Origin of the sequence: Amycolatopsis minnesotensis (genome assembly GCF_039529815.1) — a bacterium.
Classification (GTDB): domain Bacteria; phylum Actinomycetota; class Actinomycetes; order Mycobacteriales; family Pseudonocardiaceae; genus Amycolatopsis; species Amycolatopsis minnesotensis.
The window spans coordinates 12794-31636 of record NZ_BAAANN010000056.1; the positions used below are offsets into that span (position 1 = coordinate 12794).

Consider the following 18843-nt stretch of genomic DNA (forward strand, 5'->3'; position numbering starts at 1 on the left):
TCCGACGCTAGAGGCCGGGGGACGAAAATGCGGCCTATGACCTAGCTCACTTTTTCCTGCCCGTCGAAAGCAGGGTGTGCTCTGCGTCGAGGCTTTCCGGGGTCATCGCGATTCCGGTGACGACTTCGCCGAGTGCGAGCAGCCACGCGGCGACCCCTCCCGGCGACGGCTCGGGGAGCGCGTCGGTGAACGAGCGCAGTGGCTCCGAGGTCTGCCCCGGCCGGATCATGGCGACCTCGTGGCCGGGCTCGGCGTAGTGCACCAGCTTGTTGCCGCGGGTTTCCCAGCCGACGTTGAGCACCGCCCCGTGTGGACGGAGCGCGTCCACGACCTCGTGTGCGAACGGGGACCGGTTGAACCCGATCGCGAGCACCCAGCCGCCGTTCTCCCGCAGCGCGACCTGCTCGGTGTCCGTGAGCGACACCGGCCCGCGCCCGAGGGGCACACCGCCGAAGGCCGCCGCCACGGTGTCGAACGGCATGCCGCGCGCATAGGTGACCGACGCGCCGAGCCCGAGCCAGTGCCCGGTGATCCACGCGTGCCGTTCCAGCGGGCTCGTGCCGGAAACACGGGCACCGTCCGAACCGGACGGTGCCGGTGGATTACCCAGCACATCGAGGAAACTCGCGAGCATCGGTGCCGGGTCGGCACCTTCGATCTGCTTGGCGAGTTCGGCGGCTTCGATCGTCTTGAACGCGGCGGTGAGCGGGTTCGGCGCGGCGCGCAGCGCGCGCACGGCCTCCAGCGCGACGGGCTGGGCGCGGGTGGCGCCGGACAGGTACCCGTCCATCTCGTCGACGGCGGCACCTGCCACCGCCAGCAGCGCCTCGTCCTCGGCGCGGTGCAGGGCGCTACCGAGCACGGGGTGGTCGTACTCCAGCCGTTCGAAGCCAGGCGTGACCGGATGCACGTCCTCGGGGCGCGGCGCGATCGGGACGACCAGGAACTCGCCGTCCAGCCAGTCTTCCGCGAACGGCCGCCCGGTCACCTCGGCGGCGAGCCGGAGCATTCCGGTCTTCCAGTCGCCGGGCGCCCAGTCGATCGCGTCGATCGAGTCGGCGAGGCAGCCGGGATCGTCACCGTCCCGCCACGAGTCGATGCCCGCTTCGAACGAGGTCTTCACCCGGCCGCCGACGGCGTAGCTGAACAAGGTCATCGCGTCGACGTTCCAGAACGCGCTCACCGTCTCCCCGAGCGCGGAAACCTCGCGCAGCACTTCGGGGCGCGAGCCCTGGAACCCGTTGACTTCGATCGCGACGACGTGCTCGCCCCGGCGGCACACCGCGACCGTGCCCGCGTCCTCGAACTCGTCCCAGAGCTGGTCGAGTGAAAGCGTTCGCGCCTCGTCCGCGAGGCCGCCGAACCCGCGCAGAACGCCGCCGGTGTCGGTCGTCCTCACCATGGTCACGCAGGCCGCGTCGCCCAGCGCGCTCGTGGACAGCCAGCCGAAATCGTCCCCGGTCATTGTTCCTTTGTAGCAGCGGGACGGAGGTAGCGGACCTGTTTTTCCTTGTGTTCCGCGTAATCGGCGTGCCCCGCCGCGTGCTCGGGCACACCGACCTCCCACCACGCGCCCGCTTCGGTCCAGGCGTCCGGTTTCGTGCGCACCACGACCACCGCGGACCTGCGTTCCGCGACGGCGGCGTCACGTGCGTTCGCGTACGCGGCGCGCAGGCTGTCGGGACCGTCGGCGGAGAACACGGCGCAGCCGAGCGCGGCCGCGTGCGCGGCGAAGTCGACCCTCGGCGGTTCGGGGTGCCCGCTGCGGCAATCGGCGTAGAAGTTGTTGAACGGCTCGCCGCCCTGGCCCTGCTGCAGGCGCGCGATCACCGCGTACCCGTCGTTGTCGCACACCACGGCGACGAACGGGTGCCCGGCGAACGCGGCGGAGAACAGCTCCGAGTTGAGCATGAGGTACGAACCGTCGCCGAGCAGCGTCGTGACGATCCCCGTCTGGCGCGCCATCGCCGCGCCCCACGCGCCCGCGATCTCGTAGCCCATGCAGGAAAAACCGTACTCGACGTCCATCGTGGACGTTCCGGCGGCGCGCCATCCGCCCACCAGTTCGCCAGGCATCCCGCCGGAGGAGGTGAGCACGTAGTCGTCCGAAGTGGACAGTTCATTGACCGTGCCGACCACCTGTGCGTAGGTCGGTAGTCCGGGGGAAACCGCGCGCAGGCCGTCGATGCGGGCGTCCCATTTCGCGCGTTCCCGCGCGGCTCGCTCGGCCCAGTCGCCGGTGCCGTACCCGCCGAGCAGATCGCCGAGATCGGCCAGCCCGGCGTCCGCGTCGGCGACGACGGCGAACGCGCCGTGCTTCACCGCGTCGAACCTGGCCGTGTTGAGGGTGACCAGTTTCGCGGCGGGGGAGAACGCGGTCCAGGACGCGGTGGTGAAGTCCTGCAGCCGCGTCCCGACGGCCAGCACCACGTCCGCCTCGGCCGCGAGTGCGTTCGCCGACGACGAGCCGGTGATGCCGAGCGGCCCGCCGTACAGCGGGTGCCCGTGCGGCACGAGCGTGCGCCCCGCGGTGGTTTCCACGACCGGGATCCCGTGCTGCTCGGCGAACCGCAGCGCCCTGCCCGCGGCGCCCGAGTAGCGGACCCCGCCGCCGAGCACGAGCAGCGGGCGCTTCGCGGCGCGGAGCACGGCCGCCGCTTCGGCGAGCGCGCGCAGGTCCGCCCGTGGCCGCGGCACGCGGTGCACCACCGGCACGAACAACTCGTCCGGGAAGTCGAAGGTTTCGGCCTGCACGTCCTGCGGCAGCGCGAGCGTGACCGGGCCAGTGTCCGCCGGGTCGGTGAGCACCCGCGCGACCTGGGGCAGCGTGGCGACGAGCTGCTCCGGCCTGGTGATCCGGTCGAAGTAGCGGCTCACCGGGCGGAACGCGTCGTTGACCGTCGCGGTCGCGTCGCCGAAGTGCTCCACCTGCTGCAGCACCGGGTCCGGTGCCCGGCCGGTGAAGGTGTCACCGGGCAGCAGCAGCACCGGCAGCCGGTTCGCGTGCGCCACCCCCGCCGCGGTCACCATGTTGAGCGCGCCGGGCCCGATCGACGAGGTCACGACGCCGACCTGACGCCGCTGCGCCGCCTTCGCGTACCCCGTCGCCGCGAGCGCCATGCCCTGTTCGGTGTGCCCGCGCCACACCGGCAGCGCGTCGCGGTGCTCGGCGAGCGCGGTGCCGAGCCCGAGCACGTTGCCGTGCCCGAAGATCGCGAACACCGCCGGGAACAACGGAACTTCGGCGCCTTCGAGGGTTTCCGAGCGCTGGGCGATCAGCCAGCGCACCAGCGCCTGTGCCGTGGTGAGCTTCACGCGTCCTCCGTCCTGCCCGCCGCGGTGGTGACCGGGCAGCGCTCGTCGGCGGCCAGCGCGTCCCAGGTGCCGCGGACCCAGGAGTGCGCGGGGTCGTCGCAGAAGGCCATCGACCGTTCCGGCGCCGGCCCGGCCAGCACGTTCAGGTAGTACATCGGGTAGCCGGGGGCGGCCACGCAGGGACCGTGGTAACCGCGCGGGATGACGAACACATCTCCGTCGCGGACGGCGACGTCCTCGTCGAGCAGGCCGTCCGCGGTGTAGGTGCGGTGCAGCCCGAAACCCTCGCGCGACGGGGTGACGCCGTCGCGGCCCGCGATGCGGAAGTAGTAGACCTCCTCGTTCACGACCTCGCACTCGCTCGCTTCGTCGTGCTTGTGCGGCGGGTACGACGACCAGTTCCCGTCCGGGGTGATCAGCTCGCACGCGTTGAGCTTGTCGGCGTGGTCCCATACGCCGGGCACGCCGAAGTTGGTGACCTGGCGGGTCGCCTGGCCGGCGCCGCGCACCTCCACCGGCACCTGTTCGGCAGGCCCGTACTTCGGTTCGAGCCTGCGCTCGCAGCGCGCCATCGGCAGCGCCAGCTCCGCACCGTCCGTTGTGGACAGTGTCATTTCGGCGTCCCTCGGCACGTAGGCGAAATCGGTGACCCTGGTGAACACCGAGTCGCGGCCGATGAGGTCGAACCGGTGCCCACCGGCCTCGACGACGCAGCCGCCGCGCAGTGGCAGCACGAACGCCTCGAACTCACCGGTGCGCACGATCCGGGTCGTCCCCGGTGCCAGTGCCAGCACGCGCAGCCCGGTGTGGGTCCAGCCAGCCGAGTCGGGGGAGAGGCGCACCGGGTCGATGCCGTCCGAAAGGGTCCGGTGTGGACGGTGCAGGTGGCTCATTTCGCGGCCTCCAGCACCTTCGCCGCCGCCGCGACGGCGGCACCGACGTCACCGTCCGGCGGGTAGAGCAGCGCCCTGCCCACCACGAGCCCCCGCACCGCGTCGTGGCGAAGGGTGCGGCCCCACGACGCGAGATCGGCCGCGGGATCGGCCGAGGGCACCCCGCCCAGCACCACCACGGGCAAGGTGGTCGAGTCGAGCACCGCCGCGTCCTCCGGCGCGGGCAGCTTGAGCCACGTGTGCGCCGAGGTCACACCCAGTCCCGACGCCACCGTCGCGGCACGCGCCAGCGAAGCGGTGTCCTTGCGCAGCACCAGTTTCCCGCCTTCGCGGTCGTAGGGGAGTGGTTCGACCATCGCCATCAGCCCGTTCGCGGCCAGCTCGGACACCGCGTTCGCGCAGGCTTCCAGCGTCGGCACGGTGCCGGGATCGCTGTTCACCAGCCGCAGCAGCATCTTCCCGCCGTCCAACCGGGACTCGGCGAGGGCACGCGCGGTGTAGGCGGTGAACCGGTCGTCGATCTCCCAGTCGGCGCCGGCGAGCCCGCCGCGGTTCATCGACCCGATGACCACCTTGTCGTGCAGCGCGCCGAGCAGGAGCAGTTCCTCGATCACGTCCGGCGTGCCGAGCAGCCCGTCGACGGCGGGGTTCTCCAGCGCCACGAGCAGCCGTTCCAGCAGATCGCGCCGGTCAACCATGGCCAGCGGATCGCCGCCGACCCCGAGCGAGCCCCGCGCCGGGTGGTCGGCCGCGACCAGGAACAGCGTGCCGCCCGGTGACAGCAGCGCCGCCCGCCGCCTGCGATCGCGGTAGGCGCGCTCGACCGCACCGGGATCGGCGACGCGCCGCTCCAGCAGTTCGTGCCAGCGCTCGTCGGTCAACAGGGTCACAGCAGCTCCTCGATCTCCTCGGTCGTCGGCATCGCGTCGGCGCAGGCGAGCCTCGACGCGACGAGCGCACCGGCGGCGTTGGCGTAGCGCGCGATGCGGGGCGGATCCCAGCCCGACAGCAGGCCGTGCACCAGCGCGCCGCCGAACCCGTCACCGGCGCCGAGCCCGCACACCACTTCCACCGGCCGCGGTTTCACCGTCCAGCTCCGTTCCGGGGTCGCGACGAGCACGCCGTCCGCGCCCTGCTTGATGATCGCGAGCCGGACGCCGCGGCCGAGCATGCGGCGCGCGGCCTCGCCGGGATCGCTCGTGCCGACCGCCACCTCGGCCTCGGTGCGGTTGCCGACGGCCACCGTCACGTGGTCGAGCATCCAGCCGATCTCGGTGCGCGCCGCCGCCACGTCCGGCCAGAACATCGGCCGGTAGTCGAGGTCGAGCACGGTGTGCGCGCGGCGCCCGCGCCGCAGCAGGATTTCGCGCTGGGTCGCGCGCGCCGGTTCCGCCGAGACGCCGGTGCCGGTGACCCACAGCAGCGGCACCGCGTCCACCACGTCCCACGGCACGTCCTCGCCGGTGAGCGTGAGATCGGGGGCGATGGGGGAGCGGTAGAACAGCAGCGGCGGGTCCGCCGGCGGGTCGAGCGCGCAGAACACCACCGGGGTTCGCAGGTCCGCCGCGGTGCCGACGTGCTCGGGTGACACCCCGAACCCGGACAGCGCCTGCCGCACGTAGTCGCCGAAGCCGTCGGGGCCGACCTTCGTGAGCACGCCGGTGCGGCGGCCGAGCCGGGCGGCGGCGACCGCGACGTTGGTCGCGGTGCCGCCGAGCGACTTGGCGAAGGTGCTGACCCCGGCGAGCGGGACCCCGCTCTGCTCGGGGTAGAGGTCGACGCCGACCCTGCCGACGGTGAGCGCTTCGAGCCCCGTCATGATTGCCTTAACTCGTGTTCGAGCGCTTCCAGTTCGGCGCCACCCGCCATCTGCCTGGTCAGCTCCGCGATGTCTATTTCGGACTTCTCGTGGGAGCCCAACGCCCTGCCGCGCTTGAGCAGCAGGAACCGGTCGGCCACCGGGTAGGCGTGGTGCGGGTTGTGCGTGATCAGCACGACGCCGAGCCCGCGGTCGCGCGCCTGTGCCACGTACCGCAGCACCACGCCCGCCTGCTTGACGCCGAGCGCGGCGGTCGGCTCGTCGAGGATGAGCACCTTCGCGCCGAAGTGGACGGCACGCGCGATCGCCACGCACTGGCGTTCACCGCCGGACAGCGTGCCGACGGGCTGCTCCACGTCGCGCAGGTCGATCCCCATCCCGGCGAGCGCGGTCTTGGTGGTCTCACGGCCCTGCACGCGGTCGAGCATGCGGAACGGCCCGATCCCCTTGGTCGGCTCGGAGCCGAGGAAGAAGTTGCGCCACACGCTCATCAGCGGCACCACGGCGAGGTCCTGGTACACCGTGGCGATCCCCCGGTCGAGCGCCTCGCGGGGAGAGGCGAACCGGACCGGCTCACCGTCCACTTTGAACTCGCCGTGGTCGTGCTGGTGCACCCCGGCGAGGATCTTGATCAAGGTGGACTTCCCGGCGCCGTTGTCGCCGAGCACGCAGGTGACCTCGCCCGCGTTGACCACAGTGGACACGTCGCGAAGCGCGAGCACGCTGCCGTAGGTCTTCCCGATGTCAGTTACTTCGATCAGCGCGCTCATCGCCGCACCCTTTCCGCCCGTCGCCGGAAGGCGTTGTTGACCAGCACCGCGGCCAGCAGCATCACGCCGAGGAACAGCATGAACCAGTCGTTGTCCCAGCGCGCGAACACGATGCCCTGCCGTGCCATGCCGAAGATCAGCGCGCCGATCGCGGCGCCGACCGCGGAGCCGAAGCCGCCGGTGAGCAGGCACCCGCCGATCACCGCGGCGATGATGTACTGGAACTCCAGCCCGATGCCCTGGTTCGCCTGCACGGTGGCGAACCGCAGGATGTTGATCGAGCCGACCAGCCAGCCCGCCAGTGCGGTGCCCATGAACAGCAGGATCTTCGTCCGCGCCACCGGCACGCCGGCCGCGCGCGAGCTCTGCGCCGAGCCGCCGACCGCGAAGACCCAGTTCCCGAAGCGCGTGCGCACCAGCAGCCACGCCGCGGCCGCGGCCACCCCGATCCACCACAGGATGGAGATCTGGAACGCGACGCCGCCGATGTCCACAGTGGAGGCGAAGACGAACCCGGCGGAGGCGTACCCGTCGGTGCCGCGCATCCCGGACACCGCGACCGTGCCGGTGACGAGCTTCGTGACGCCGAGGTTCAGGCCCTGCAGGGCGAGGAACGTGCCGAGCGTGACGATGAAGCTCGGCAACCCGGTGCGGATCACCAGCCAGCCGTTGAAGGCTCCGACCGCGAGCGCGAACACCAGCGACACCAGCAGCGCGAGCCACACGTTCAGCCCGGCCCGCGTCGCCAGTATCGCGGTGACCAGCGAGGTGGAGGCGGTCATCACGCCAGCCGACAGGTCGAACTCGCCGCCGATCATCAGCAGCGACACGGCGACCGCCATGATGCCCAGCGTGGACGCGTCGTCGAGCCAGGTCGCCACGCCTTCGCCGGAGAGGAACTGATCGGCGACGACGGTGAAGAACGCGAACACCACGACCGCGCCGATCAGCGCGCCGATCTCGGGACGTAGCACGAGCCGGTCGAGCAGCCGGGGGCTGGACACCCGTTCGTCGGCCGTCATCATCGCGTGCCCCTTCGCACATACTCGCCGATCTTGTCCACAGTGGATCTGTCGACCAGGTCGGGCCCGGTGAGCACCGGTTTCCCGCCGCCGACGACGTTCGCGTTGCCGCGGTACAGCTTGAGGAACAGCACCGGCAGGTACCCCTGCTCGTACTGCTGCTGGTCGACCGCGAACACCACGTCACCGGAGCGGATCGCGGCGACCACGTCGGAGTTCAGGTCGAACGTGCCGATCTGGGCCTTCGAGCCCGCTGACTTCGCAGCGCTCACCGCCCGCGCGGCGACCTGCGAGTTCAGTGTCAGCACCGCGTCGATCGACGGGTTGGACCGCACCGCGCCCCTGATCCGCGACTCGGCGTCGGCCGGGTTGCTGATGTCGACCTGCAGGTTCTGCACCGCGCCGCCGAACCCGGCCTTCGCGCCGTCACACCGCTGGGCCTGGCCGACGTTGCCCGCTTCGTGGATCACGCACAGCAGCTTCGCCTTCCCGAGCTGCTTGAACCGCTTCCCGGCGTCCTCGCCCGCGATGGTCTCGCTCTGCCCGACGTGCGTGAGCGCGCCGTACTCGGCGCTGTGCTCCTCGCCGGAGTTGATGGTGATCACCGGGATGCCCGCGTGCACCGCGGCTTCGACCGAGGGCTTCAGCGCCTCCGGGTTCGCCATCGACACCACCAGCCCGCCGACCCGCTGCGCGACCGCGTTGTCGATCAGCTTGGCCTGGTTGCCGGGATCGCCGTCGGCGTTGTACTCGACCCGCACGCCGAGTTCCTTGCCCGCCGCCTCGGCGCCGTTCTTGACCACGTTCCAGAATGCGTCGCCCGGCGTGCCGTGCGAGATCACCGCGATTTCGAGCGGGCCGCTGGACAACGGCGCGTTCGCCGTCGGCGCGGCGGTCTTCTCCTCGGCCGCGGGCCCCGTGCAGGCGGTCAGCGCCACCGCCGCGAGCGCGCCGAGCGCCGCGACCCTGCTGAAGCGACAAGACGTCATCGTCTCTCCTCGCTGTCTCTCCTCGCTGTTCTTTCAGTGGCTTGGCAAGCTGTCGACGATGCCTTCGAGGTGCGCGAGGCTCCGCGCGGTGTCCCTCCTCGGCAGCCCGGTCGGGCTGTCCTCGCCGAGCGCGGTGTCCTGTTCGAGGACGTACCAGCCGTCGTAACCGGCCTCGTGCACGAACCGCACCATCGCCGCCACGTCGACGTCGCCTTCCCCGAGTGGCGGGTAGAGCCCTTGCCGCACCGCTTCGGCGTAGGGCAGCTTCCCGGCGCGCACGTCGTCGGCGAGCGCGCCGCGCACGTCCTTGAGGTGCAGGTGCCCGATGCGCGCGGGGTGCCGCTTGGCCAGTTCGACCGGATCGGTGCCGCCGATCAGCAGGTGCCCGGTGTCGAGGCACAGCGGCAGCTCCGAATCCGCGAGGAACCGTTCGACCTCGGCTTCGGTCTCGACGTGCGTGCCGACGTGCGGGTGCAGCACCGTGCGCAGGCCGTGGCCTTCGGCGGCGTCACGCACGCGCGCCGCGGTGGCGACGAGGGTTTCCCATGGGGCGGCGGTCAGCGGTGGCCGTTCGTCGTAACCGGCCGATCCGGTCGCGGCGGCGAGCACGAGGACGTCGGCACCGCACGCGGCGAAGAGCGCCGCCGAGTCTTCCGCGGCGGCGACAGCGGTATCCGGATCCTGGTGCAGTGGAACCGCGAGAAAACCCCCGACCAGGGAAAGTCCGTGGTGGCCGAGGAGTTCCCGCAGCTCGGCCGGATCGCGGGGGAGGTAGCCCGGCGGGCCCAGCTCGGTCGCGGTGATCCCCAGCTCGGCCATTTCGGCGAGCACGGTCGACGCGTCGAGCACCCGGCCCCAGCCTGGTACTTCGCAGACGCCCCACGAGATCGGGGCGGCCGCGACGCGGATACGGCGTGATGGCATCGGTGACATCTCCAGCGTGGACGGGGATGGCGGCATGGTTCGGCGCACCTGTGCACGTATTGATTAGAGCGCTCTAATCTTGTATCCTGCGTCACATCAAGTCAAGGACGGATTCGGTGCCGGCCGACGGCAGGGGAGGCAGTCTTGGCGCGTCCGACCATGGAAGACGTGGCCGCTCGCGCGGGCGTCTCCCGCGCGCTGGTGTCGCTGGTGATGCGGAACTCGCCGAAGGTGAGCGACCACCGGCGGGCGGCGGTGCGCGCGGCGGCGGCGGAACTGGGCTACGAGCCGCACGTGATGGCGCGCTCGCTCGCCAGTCGCACGTCGACGGTACTCGGCGTGATGGTGTCCGACCTGCGCAACGCGTTCTTCGCCGAAGTGGTCGAGGGGCTCGACGCGGCGGCGCAGGCGGCCGGGTTCGACCTCGTCCTCAACACCGGCGGCCGCAGCCCGTCACGGGAGCGCCGTGCGCTGCGGAGCCTGTTGTCCTTCCGGCCGGCCGGGGTGGTCCTGCTGTCACCGGTGATCCCCGCGTCGGCGATCGAAGAGGCGTCGAGGCAGTGCCCGGTGGTGCTCGTCTCCCGCACTTCCCGTGCCTCCACAGTGGACACCGTGAACGACGACGGCGAGGCAGGCGCGGCACTGGCCGTCGACCACCTCGTCTCGCTCGGGCACCGGTGCATCGCGCACCTCGACGGCGGCGGCGCGGCGACGGCGGCCGCGCGCCGCAGGGGGTACCTGCGGGGCATCCGGCGGCACGGGCTCGAACCGCTGGTCGTGCGCAGCGAGCACACCGACACCGCGGGGGAGAAGGCGGTGCGGGAGCTGCTCGGCACGAACGGCCCGGTGCCGACCGCCGTGCTGGCGGGCAACGACTTCAACGCGGTCGGCGCGATCTCCGCGTTCGAGGACGCCGGTCTGCGGGTCCCCGGTGACGTGTCCGTCGTCGGGTACGACAACACCTCGCTCGCCGCGCTGCGCCACGTTTCCCTGACCACCGTCGACCAGCCGCGCAGCGAAATGGGCAGGCTGGCCGTCGAAGCGCTGCTGGAGCGGGTGCGCGGCGAGCGCGCCGAACCGGTGCGGCACCAGTTGCACCCGTCACTGGTGGTCCGGTCGACCACCGCCGCACCCGATCCCGAACAGGCGGAGGAGACATGAGGCTGGGACTGGCCGGTACCGGCCGGATCGGCACCACGCACGCGGAAATACTGCGGCAGCAAGGCGAAGTGTCATCGCTCGTACTCGCCGACGCCGACGCGGCCCGCGCGCACACTGTCGCGTCGAAGCTCGGGGTCGAAAGCGCCGACACCATCGACGCGCTCTTCGAGTCCGATTTGGACGGTGTGGTGATCGCGGCCGCGACGGACGCGCACCCCGAGCTGATCATCGGCGCCGTCGAAGCCGGGTTGCCGGTGTTCTGCGAAAAGCCGGTGGCGGCGGACATCCCCGGCACGCTCGCCGTGCTCGCGCGGACCGGCGCGGCGGGAGTGCCGGTGCAGATCGGGTTCCAGCGCCGGTTCGACGCGGGGTACGCGGCCGCGCGCGCCGCGGTCCGGTCCGGTGAGCTGGGCTGGGTGCACACCCTGCGCGCGACCACTTTGGACCCCGCGCCGCCACCTGCCGAGTACGTCCCGCGCTCGGGCGGGCTCTTCCGCGACTGCGGTGTGCACGACTTCGACGCCATCCGCTGGGTCACCGGCCACGAGGTGGCCGAGGTGTACGCGGCCGGCGCGAACCGGGGCGCCGCGTTCTTCGCCGAGGCCGGCGACGTCGACACCGGGGCCGCGGTCCTCACCCTCGACGACGGCACGCTCGCGCTGGTTTCGTCCACCCGGTACAACGCCGCGGGCTACGACGTCCGGCTGGAGGTGCTCGGGATGCGCGACAGCGTGGCCGTCGGCGTCGACGACCGGTTGCCGCTGCGCTCGGTGGAGCCCGGCGTGCCGCCGTTGCCCGGACCCGCCTATCCCGGCTTCATGGAACGGTTCCGCCCGGCTTACGTGCGCGAGCTGGAAACCTTCGTGTCGGTCGTCGCGGGCCGCGAACCGAGCCCGTGCGGTGTCGAGGACGCGCTGGAAGCGTTCTACGTAGCCGAAGCCTGCGAGGTGTCCCGTCGCGAACGCCGTCCGGTGACGATCGCCGAGGTCCGGGGCTGACGGGCGGTCACCGCGGGATGAAGATCCGCGGCACGACGACGCGGGGCTTCGGCACGTACCGCGGTCGTTCCAGGATCCGCGGCGGGATCCGGTAGGTGTCCGGCGGTGTGTAGCCGCGGTACCCGCCGAGGCCGTAGCGGTACAGGGAGCCCGGCGGCAGCCGGTAGGTCTCGGGGCCGAGGTTCGGCAACCGGAGCGGCAGTTCCCGCAGGCTCGGCAGTTTCATTTCCGGCCGCGGGGTCGCGGCCACCTTCTCGGCGACCCTCGTCTCGACGAGCGCGCGGTTGGCGTCCAAAGTGGACAAGGTCGCCACCAGCGCGTCCGCCGTTCGCGTCGCGTGCGGCGTGGCATCGGCGACGGGCTTGCCCACATCGGTCCCGTCGACGATCGACCTGGCTTCCCGGTCCGCGGCCGCGCCGAGGTCGGCGGGGTTCTTGAGCACGATCGCGAGCAGGCGGTCGTAGGCCCTGGCCACCTTGTCCTGGAGGGTCTTGTCGGCCGCTTCGGCGAACGCCTGCAGCAGCGGTTCCATGATCGGGACGGCCTCGGTCAGCGGTTTCGTGACGGCCAGTATCCGTTCCCCGGCCACCTTTTCCACCTGCAGCGTGACCTTCTTCCTGCTGTCGGCGACCAGATCGATCCCCGGCTGCTGCTGCCTGGACAGCGCCTCCCTGGCGGCGTCGAGCTGCTCCTGCGTCGCTTCCGGCGTGTCCGCGCGCCCGGTGGTGCCGACCCGCAGGTCGGTGGCGAGGTTGCTGGTGCGCTGGGTTTTCGCGGTCTCCTCCGCCACCGTCTTCTCGACCGACGGCTCGCTGACGCCGTGCACGGATTTCGCGGTGGCGGCCCGTTCCCGGACGCTGTCGACCGTTCCGCCGAGGCTCCCCTGCTTGTCCAGCGCGTCCTGGTACGGCTTGGGGAACGCGGCGTAGACCTTGCCGTAGAGATTGGTCGCGACGCGGTGCGAGAGGTCCGCTTCCACCGCCCTGGTGACCTCGGCGTACCCGTCCTGGGCGACCTTGAGCCGCAGGTGCAGGTTCGTGGTCGGGGCGCCCGCCTGCATGCCGAACAGGGTGAACGCCGCGAGGGTGGCCAGCCCGGCCGCGGCGGGACCGCTGTACCGGCTGTACCACTCGGTGCCGCGGCCCAGCGCCGAGGACACCCGGAACCGCCACCCGCGCCCTGCCGACGGCGTGCCGCGCCGCCGTGCCAGCAGCAGGCAGGTCAGCAGGTACACGCCGATGAGCACGGCGAACACGGCGAACTCGCTCAGCTTGAGGTTGTCCGAGAAGAACTTCGAGACGGCCTCGAAGAAGTGCTGCAGGCCGGTCAGCCAGCCGATGTCCGCGCTGCCGCCGAACAGTTCGAGGTACACCGACAGCAGCCAGTAGAGGGAAGCCGCGGTGGTGATCGGGATCAGGTAGAGCACGCCGTAGGCGCACAGGTGATAGCGCAGCCCGGGGTTGTCCCGCGGCCGTTCCGGTGCCATGCGCGTCACCTGGCGGCGGCAGCACACGACCAGCGCCCACAGGGCACCGATCAGCAGGCCGAAGCCCAGTGTGGTCATCGCGTGCTCCCCTCGCACGTGGAACGTCCAGAAAAGCACGTGCGGGCAGGGGAGGGAATAGCCCGTCGGTGAACGTGCGCGTTGCCGCGCCCACCGGAAGATCAGGCGCGGAGGTCGAAGACCCGCCGTGCGTTGCCGCCGAGGAACAGTTCGGTCGCCTCGACGTCGAGCCCGAGTTCGGGGAGGCGGTCGAGGCACCGGCCCGGCGTCACCATCGGGTAGTTGCTGCCGAACAGCACCCGGGACCGCCCGCGGCCGCGCATGAACTCGACCAGTTCGGGCGGCAGCCGGTGCACCGCGTACGCCGAGGTGTCGATGTGGAAGTTCGGGTACTTCCTCGCCAGCGAAAGGACTTCCGCCATCCACGGGTAGCCGACGTGGCCGCCGACCACGACCAGTTCGGGGAAGTCGAGCAGGACCTCGTCGAGGTAGGGGATGGGGCGGCCGGGCTCGGACGGGCACAGCGGCCCGGTGTGCCCGATCTGGGTGCAGAACGGCACGTCCTCCTCGACGCACGCGACGTAGAGCGGGTAGTAGCGGCGGTCGTTCGGCGGCAGGTTCCACAGCCACGGCACCACCCTGACCGCGACGAACCCCAGCTCGCGGACGTACCAGCGGATCTCCTTGACCGCGGCCACCGGGTCGGCGAGATCGACGGCGACCACCCCGGCGAACCGGCCGGGGTACCGCTCGACGAGCGCGGCGACCTCCTCGTTCGAGATCAGCGAGCCCTGGGGGCCGTGCCACGCCGACAGCAGCCCGACACCGACTCCCGCTTCGTCCATCGCGGCGAGGGTGTCCTCTACCCTCGGCACCGCGCGGGTCATCGAGGTCCAGCGCAGCAGGCTTTCCAGCCACGGCTGCGCGAGGAAGCGCTCGGTGGGCTGTTGCATCCAGACGTCGACCGCGTCGCCGGAGGTCACCCCGGTGACGATAGCCCGATCCCGCCGGTTCGGCTTCCGGTTGACCCGCCTTCAATGGATCTGCTTTGATCCTTAAGACTTCGGGTAAGCCCAGGGAAGGTTCCGCGATGGCAGGCAACACCGGCATGCTCACCCTCGACCGGCTGCGCGAACTCGTCGCGGCGGGCGCGGTCGACACCGTCCTCGTCGCCATGACGGACATGCAGGGCAGGCTCCAGGGCAAGCGGTGCGCGGCCGAGTACTTCCTCAACGAGGTCGTGCCGCACGCCACCGAGGCGTGCAACTACCTGCTCGCGGTCGACGTCGACATGAACACCGTCGACGGTTTCGCGATGTCGTCGTGGGAGCGCGGTTACGGGGACTTCGTGCTCCGGCCCGACCTGTCCACCCTGCGGCACGTGCCGTGGCACGAGGGCACCGTGCTGGTGCTGTGCGACGTCGAATGGGTCGAAGGCGGCGAGGTGAGCGCGTCGCCGAGACAGATCCTGCGCCGCCAGCTCGACCGGCTCGCCGAACGGGGCCTCGCCGCGTTCGTCGGCACCGAGCTGGAGTTCATCCTCTTCGACGACACCTACGAGGACGCGTGGCGCCGCGGCTACCACGGCCTCACCGGGTCGAACCAGTACAACGTGGACTACTCGCTGCTGGGCACCGCGCGCGTGGAGCCGCTGCTCCGCCGCATCCGCAACGCGATGACCGGCGCCGGGATGTACGTCGAGTCCGCGAAGGGCGAGTGCAACCTCGGGCAGCAGGAGATCGCGTTCCGCTACACCGACGCGCTGGCCACCTGCGACAACCACGGGATCTACAAGACCGGCGCGAAGGAGATCGCCGCGCAGGACGGCAAGAGCCTCACGTTCATGGCGAAGTACGACGAACGCGAGGGCAACTCCTGCCACATCCACGTCAGCCTGCGCTCCGCCGACGGCGAGGCCGTGCTCGCGGGTGACCGGCCGGGCGGGTTCTCGGAGCTGATGGAGCACTTCATCGCGGGCCAGCTCGCCTGCCTGCGGGAGTTCACCTACTTCCTGGCGCCGAACATCAACTCCTACAAGCGTTTCGTGCCGGGCAGCTTCGCGCCGACCGCGGTCGCCTGGGGCACCGACAACCGCACGTGCGCGCTGCGCGTGGTGGGTCACGGCCCGTCGCTGCGGGTGGAGAACCGGGTGCCCGGCGGCGACGTGAACCCCTACCTCGCGGTCGCCGCGCTGATCGCCGCCGGGCTGCACGGCATCGAGCACGAGCTGCCGCTGGAGCCGGAGCTGACCGGCAACGCCTACGAGTCCGGCAAGCCGACCGTGCCGACGACCCTGCGCGAGGCCGCCGCGCTGCTCGAAGGAAGCGAACTCGCGCGCGCCGCCTTCGGCGAGGACGTGGTGGCCCACTACCTCAACGCGGCGCGGGTCGAGCTGGCCGCCTTCGACGCCGCCGTCACCGATTGGGAGCGGATCCGTGGCTTCGAACGGCTCTGAACCGGTCATCGGCCTGACCACCTACCTCGAACCAAGCTCGTTCGCGGTGTGGGAGACCGAAGCCGCGCTGCTGCACCGGGTCTACCTCGACGGCGTGGTGCGCGCGGGCGGGATTCCCGTGCTGCTGCCGCCGGTTTCGGGCGCCCACGACCGGCTGCTGTCCGTTGTGGACGGTCTGGTGCTGGTCGGCGGCGCGGACGTGGAACCGGCGAGGTACGGCCAGGTTCCGCACGAGACCACCTACACCAGGCCGGACCGGGACGCCTTCGAGTTCGGGCTGCTCGACCGCGCGCTGGCCACCGGCCTGCCGGTGCTCGGCGTCTGCCGCGGCATGGAGGTGCTCAACGTCGCGCTCGGCGGGACACTGACACAGCACTTGCCGGACGCCACGGGAGATCTCGCGCACCAACCCGCGCGCGCGACGTTCGGCACCACCACGATCACCCTCGCCGAGGGCAGCCTCGCGGCGTCGATCCTCGGCGGGGAGACCGAGGGGCGCTGCTACCACCACCAGGCCGTCGCCGCGCTCGGCGACGGCCTGCGCGCGGTGGGCTGGGCGGAGGACGGCACGGTCGAGGCGGTCGAACTGCCCGGCCCCGGCTTCGCGCTCGGGGTGCAGTGGCACCCGGAACAGGACATCGACGACGTCCGCCTCTTCGCCGCGCTCGTGGCCGCGGCGAAGGAGCGGCGAGAGAAAGGCGCTTGAGCATGGTCGACGTCATCAACCCGGCCACCGAAGAGGTGGTGACCGGGGTCGAGGGGACCTCCGCCGAGGAGACCGACGCGGCGATCGCGAGAGCGCACGCGGTCTTCCCCGCGTGGCGCGCGATGGCACCCGGGGACAGGGCGCGCCTGCTGCGGCGGTTCGCCGACGCGGTGGACGCCGATCTGGAGAACCTGGCGCGCCTCGAAGTGGCCAACTCCGGGCACACGATCGGCAACGCGCGCTGGGAGGCGGGCAACGTCCGTGATGTGCTCAATTACTACTCGGCCGCGCCGGAACGGCTCAACGGCAAGCAGATCCCCGTGCCGGGCGGGCTGAACGTCACGTTCCAGGAGCCGCTCGGCGTGGTCGGCGTGATCGTGCCGTGGAACTTCCCGATGCCGATCGCGGGCTGGGGCTTGGCGCCCGCGCTCGCGGCGGGCAACACGGTGGTGCTCAAGCCCGCCGAGCTGACCCCGCTCACCGCGATCCGGCTCGGCGAGCTGGCGCTGGAGGCCGGTGTCCCCGAAGACGTGTTCCAGGTGCTGCCGGGCAAGGGATCGGTGGTGGGGGAGCGGTTCGTGACCCACCCGCGCGTGCGGAAGGTGGTGTTCACCGGGTCCACCGAGGTCGGCAGGCGGATCATGGCAGGCTGCGCGGACCAGGTGAAGCGCGTGACGCTGGAACTCGGTGGCAAGAACGCGAACATCGTCTTCGCCGACTCCGATCTGGAGAAGGCCGCCGCGACCGCGCCCTACGGCGTGTTCGACAACGCGGGGCAGGACTGCTGCGCCCGCTCGCTGATCCTGGTGCAGCGCAGCGCGCACGAGCGGTTCATGGCGCTGCTCGAACCCGCGGTGGCCGGGGTCGTGGTGGGCGACCCCGCTGCGGAGGGCACCGAGATGGGACCGCTGATTTCCGCGCGGCACAAGGAAAAGGTCGCGTCCTACCTGCCGGACGGCGCGCCGGTCGCGTTCCGGGGCAGCGCGCCGGACGGGCCGGGCTTCTGGTTCCCGCCGACCGTGGTCACCCCGCCGGACCTCGCCGACCCGCTGGCCGCCGACGAGATCTTCGGCCCGGTCGTCGCGGTCGTCCCCTTCGACGACGAGGCCGACGCGATCGCGAAGGCCAACCACACCGAGTACGGGCTTTCCGGGTCGATCTGGACCCGCGACGTCGGGCGCGCGCTGCGCGTGTCCCGCGGCGTCGAAGCGGGCAACCTGTCGGTCAACTCGCACTCCTCGGTCCGCTACTGGACCCCGTTCGGCGGATTCAAGCAGTCCGGGCTCGGCCGCGAACTCGGCCCGGACGCCGTCGACGCCTTCACCGAAACCAAGAACGTCTTCATCAGCACGGAGGAATAGCATGCAGCGCTTCGAAAACCGGGTCGCGGTGATCACCGGCGGCGCCAGCGGCATCGGCCTCGCCACGGCGCGCAGGCTCGCGGAGGAAGGCGCGAAGATCGTCATCGCCGACGTCGACGACACCGCGGGCAAGGCGGCGGCCGACGAGGTCGGCGGCGCCTACGAGCACACGGACGTCACGAACGAGACCGAGGTCGAGGCGTTGTTCCAGCGCACCGTCGACGCCTTCGGCAGCGTCGATGTCGCGTTCAACAACGCGGGCATCTCGCCCGCCGACGACGGCTCGATCCTGGAGACCGGGATCGACGCGTGGCAGCGGGTGCAGCAGGTGAACCTGACCTCGGTGTACCTGTGCTGCAAGTACGCGCTGCCGCACATGCGGCGCCAGGGCAAGGGTTCGATCGTGAACACCGCGTCGTTCGTGGCCGTGATGGGCGCGGCGACCTCGCAGATCTCTTACAGCGCTTCGAAAGGCGGCGTGCTGGCGATGACGCGGGAACTCGGTGTGGAGTTCGCGCGCGAGAACATCCGGATCAACGCGCTCTGTCCGGGCCCGGTGAACACGCCGCTGTTGAAGGAGCTGTTCGCGAAGGACCCGGAGCGCGCGGCTCGGCGGCTGGTGCACGTCCCGGTGGGGCGGTTCGCCGAGCCGGAGGAGATCGCCGCCGCCGTCGCTTTCCTGGCCAGCGACGACGCTTCGTTCATCACCGCGTCCCAGTTCCTCGTGGACGGTGGCATTTCCAGCGCCTACGTCACTCCGCTGTAAGCGCCCTGATGCCCATGCCCCGAAGGCCGGGGGTGATGATGCGCGCGTTGATTTCGGCGGGTTGGGTGGCGGAAGCGTGGAGCCGCCGGGCTGGGGCCCTGAAGGTCGCCTTCGGGGAATCTGACGCCGCGATCTCGCCCTTCGTGGTGCGGAGCGTGGT

The 18843-nt window shown here is 71.3% G+C and carries 17 protein-coding genes; 6 read left to right on the forward strand and 11 right to left on the reverse strand.

Annotated features, from left to right (window positions below):
• Positions 1-46: 46 nt before the first annotated feature.
• Genes ABD256_RS40490 through ABD256_RS40530 form a run of 9 tightly spaced genes read right to left on the reverse strand, consistent with a single transcriptional unit; the run spans position 47 to position 9732 of the window.
• The gene (locus ABD256_RS40490) at positions 47-1465 is read right to left on the reverse strand and encodes a DUF6461 domain-containing protein (RefSeq protein ID WP_344431077.1); all 1419 of its coding nucleotides are present in this window, start codon (positions 1463-1465) and stop codon (positions 47-49) included.
• On the reverse strand, positions 1462-3315 hold the full coding sequence (gene iolD, locus ABD256_RS40495; RefSeq protein WP_344431079.1) for a 3D-(3,5/4)-trihydroxycyclohexane-1,2-dione acylhydrolase (decyclizing): 1854 nt from the start codon (positions 3313-3315) through the stop codon (positions 1462-1464). The genes ABD256_RS40490 and iolD overlap by 4 nt, the downstream gene beginning before the upstream one ends.
• Entirely contained in the window at positions 3312-4208 is an 897-nt protein-coding gene (gene iolB, locus ABD256_RS40500) for a 5-deoxy-glucuronate isomerase (protein ID WP_344431081.1), read from the reverse strand. Before iolB ends, iolD begins: the two co-directional genes overlap by 4 nt.
• Positions 4205-5092: a Cgl0159 family (beta/alpha)8-fold protein gene (locus ABD256_RS40505; RefSeq protein ID WP_425546605.1), complete on the reverse strand. Its 888-nt coding sequence runs from the start codon at positions 5090-5092 to the stop codon at positions 4205-4207. Before ABD256_RS40505 ends, iolB begins: the two co-directional genes overlap by 4 nt.
• Positions 5093-5094: 2 nt before the next feature.
• Positions 5095-6027 carry a 5-dehydro-2-deoxygluconokinase gene (gene iolC, locus ABD256_RS40510; protein ID WP_344431085.1) on the reverse strand — a complete coding sequence of 311 codons (933 nt, stop codon included), beginning with the start codon at positions 6025-6027 and terminating at the stop codon, positions 5095-5097.
• The gene (locus tag ABD256_RS40515) at positions 6024-6797 is read right to left on the reverse strand and encodes an ATP-binding cassette domain-containing protein (RefSeq protein ID WP_344431087.1); all 774 of its coding nucleotides are present in this window, start codon (positions 6795-6797) and stop codon (positions 6024-6026) included. Before ABD256_RS40515 ends, iolC begins: the two co-directional genes overlap by 4 nt.
• Complete coding sequence (locus tag ABD256_RS40520; RefSeq protein WP_344431089.1) at positions 6794-7822, reverse strand: ABC transporter permease; 1029 nt, start codon at positions 7820-7822, stop codon at positions 6794-6796. The genes ABD256_RS40515 and ABD256_RS40520 overlap by 4 nt, the downstream gene beginning before the upstream one ends.
• Positions 7819-8808 carry a sugar ABC transporter substrate-binding protein gene (locus tag ABD256_RS40525; RefSeq protein ID WP_344431090.1) on the reverse strand — a complete coding sequence of 330 codons (990 nt, stop codon included), beginning with the start codon at positions 8806-8808 and terminating at the stop codon, positions 7819-7821. The genes ABD256_RS40520 and ABD256_RS40525 overlap by 4 nt, the downstream gene beginning before the upstream one ends.
• 33 nt (positions 8809-8841) lie before the next feature.
• A complete protein-coding gene (locus tag ABD256_RS40530; protein WP_344431092.1) occupies positions 8842-9732 on the reverse strand; it encodes a sugar phosphate isomerase/epimerase family protein in 891 nt (296 codons plus the stop codon).
• Between the two features lie 144 nt (positions 9733-9876).
• Between ABD256_RS40530 and ABD256_RS40535 the strand changes: the two genes are divergently transcribed.
• A complete protein-coding gene (locus tag ABD256_RS40535) occupies positions 9877-10893 on the forward strand; it encodes a LacI family DNA-binding transcriptional regulator (RefSeq protein ID WP_344431094.1) in 1017 nt (338 codons plus the stop codon).
• Positions 10890-11891: a Gfo/Idh/MocA family protein gene (locus ABD256_RS40540; protein WP_344431096.1), complete on the forward strand. Its 1002-nt coding sequence runs from the start codon at positions 10890-10892 to the stop codon at positions 11889-11891. The genes ABD256_RS40535 and ABD256_RS40540 overlap by 4 nt, the downstream gene beginning before the upstream one ends.
• 7 nt (positions 11892-11898) lie before the next feature.
• Here ABD256_RS40540 and ABD256_RS40545 read toward each other — a convergent pair whose 3' ends face one another.
• Together ABD256_RS40545 and ABD256_RS40550 are read right to left on the reverse strand one after the other, a co-directional pair.
• Positions 11899-13455 (reverse strand): hypothetical protein, encoded by a 1557-nt coding sequence (locus tag ABD256_RS40545; RefSeq protein ID WP_344431098.1) that lies wholly within the window; start codon positions 13453-13455, stop codon positions 11899-11901.
• Positions 13456-13556: 101 nt separating this feature from the next.
• On the reverse strand, positions 13557-14378 hold the full coding sequence (locus tag ABD256_RS40550; protein WP_344431100.1) for an amidohydrolase family protein: 822 nt from the start codon (positions 14376-14378) through the stop codon (positions 13557-13559).
• 107 nt (positions 14379-14485) lie between these two features.
• Here ABD256_RS40550 and ABD256_RS40555 point away from each other — a divergent pair, with 107 nt between their 5' ends.
• The 4 genes from ABD256_RS40555 to ABD256_RS40570 are packed head-to-tail and all read left to right on the forward strand — an operon-like array spanning position 14486 to position 18683.
• Positions 14486-15850 (forward strand): glutamine synthetase family protein, encoded by a 1365-nt coding sequence (locus ABD256_RS40555; protein ID WP_344431102.1) that lies wholly within the window; start codon positions 14486-14488, stop codon positions 15848-15850.
• Positions 15831-16556, forward strand: coding sequence for a gamma-glutamyl-gamma-aminobutyrate hydrolase family protein (locus ABD256_RS40560; RefSeq protein ID WP_344431104.1), 726 nt, complete (start codon positions 15831-15833; stop codon positions 16554-16556). Before ABD256_RS40555 ends, ABD256_RS40560 begins: the two co-directional genes overlap by 20 nt.
• 2 nt (positions 16557-16558) lie before the next feature.
• Positions 16559-17917, forward strand: coding sequence for an aldehyde dehydrogenase family protein (locus ABD256_RS40565; protein WP_425546604.1), 1359 nt, complete (start codon positions 16559-16561; stop codon positions 17915-17917).
• A gap of 1 nt (position 17918) precedes the next feature.
• The gene (locus ABD256_RS40570; protein WP_344431108.1) at positions 17919-18683 is read left to right on the forward strand and encodes a 3-oxoacyl-ACP reductase; all 765 of its coding nucleotides are present in this window, start codon (positions 17919-17921) and stop codon (positions 18681-18683) included.
• Positions 18684-18843 lie beyond the last annotated feature (160 nt).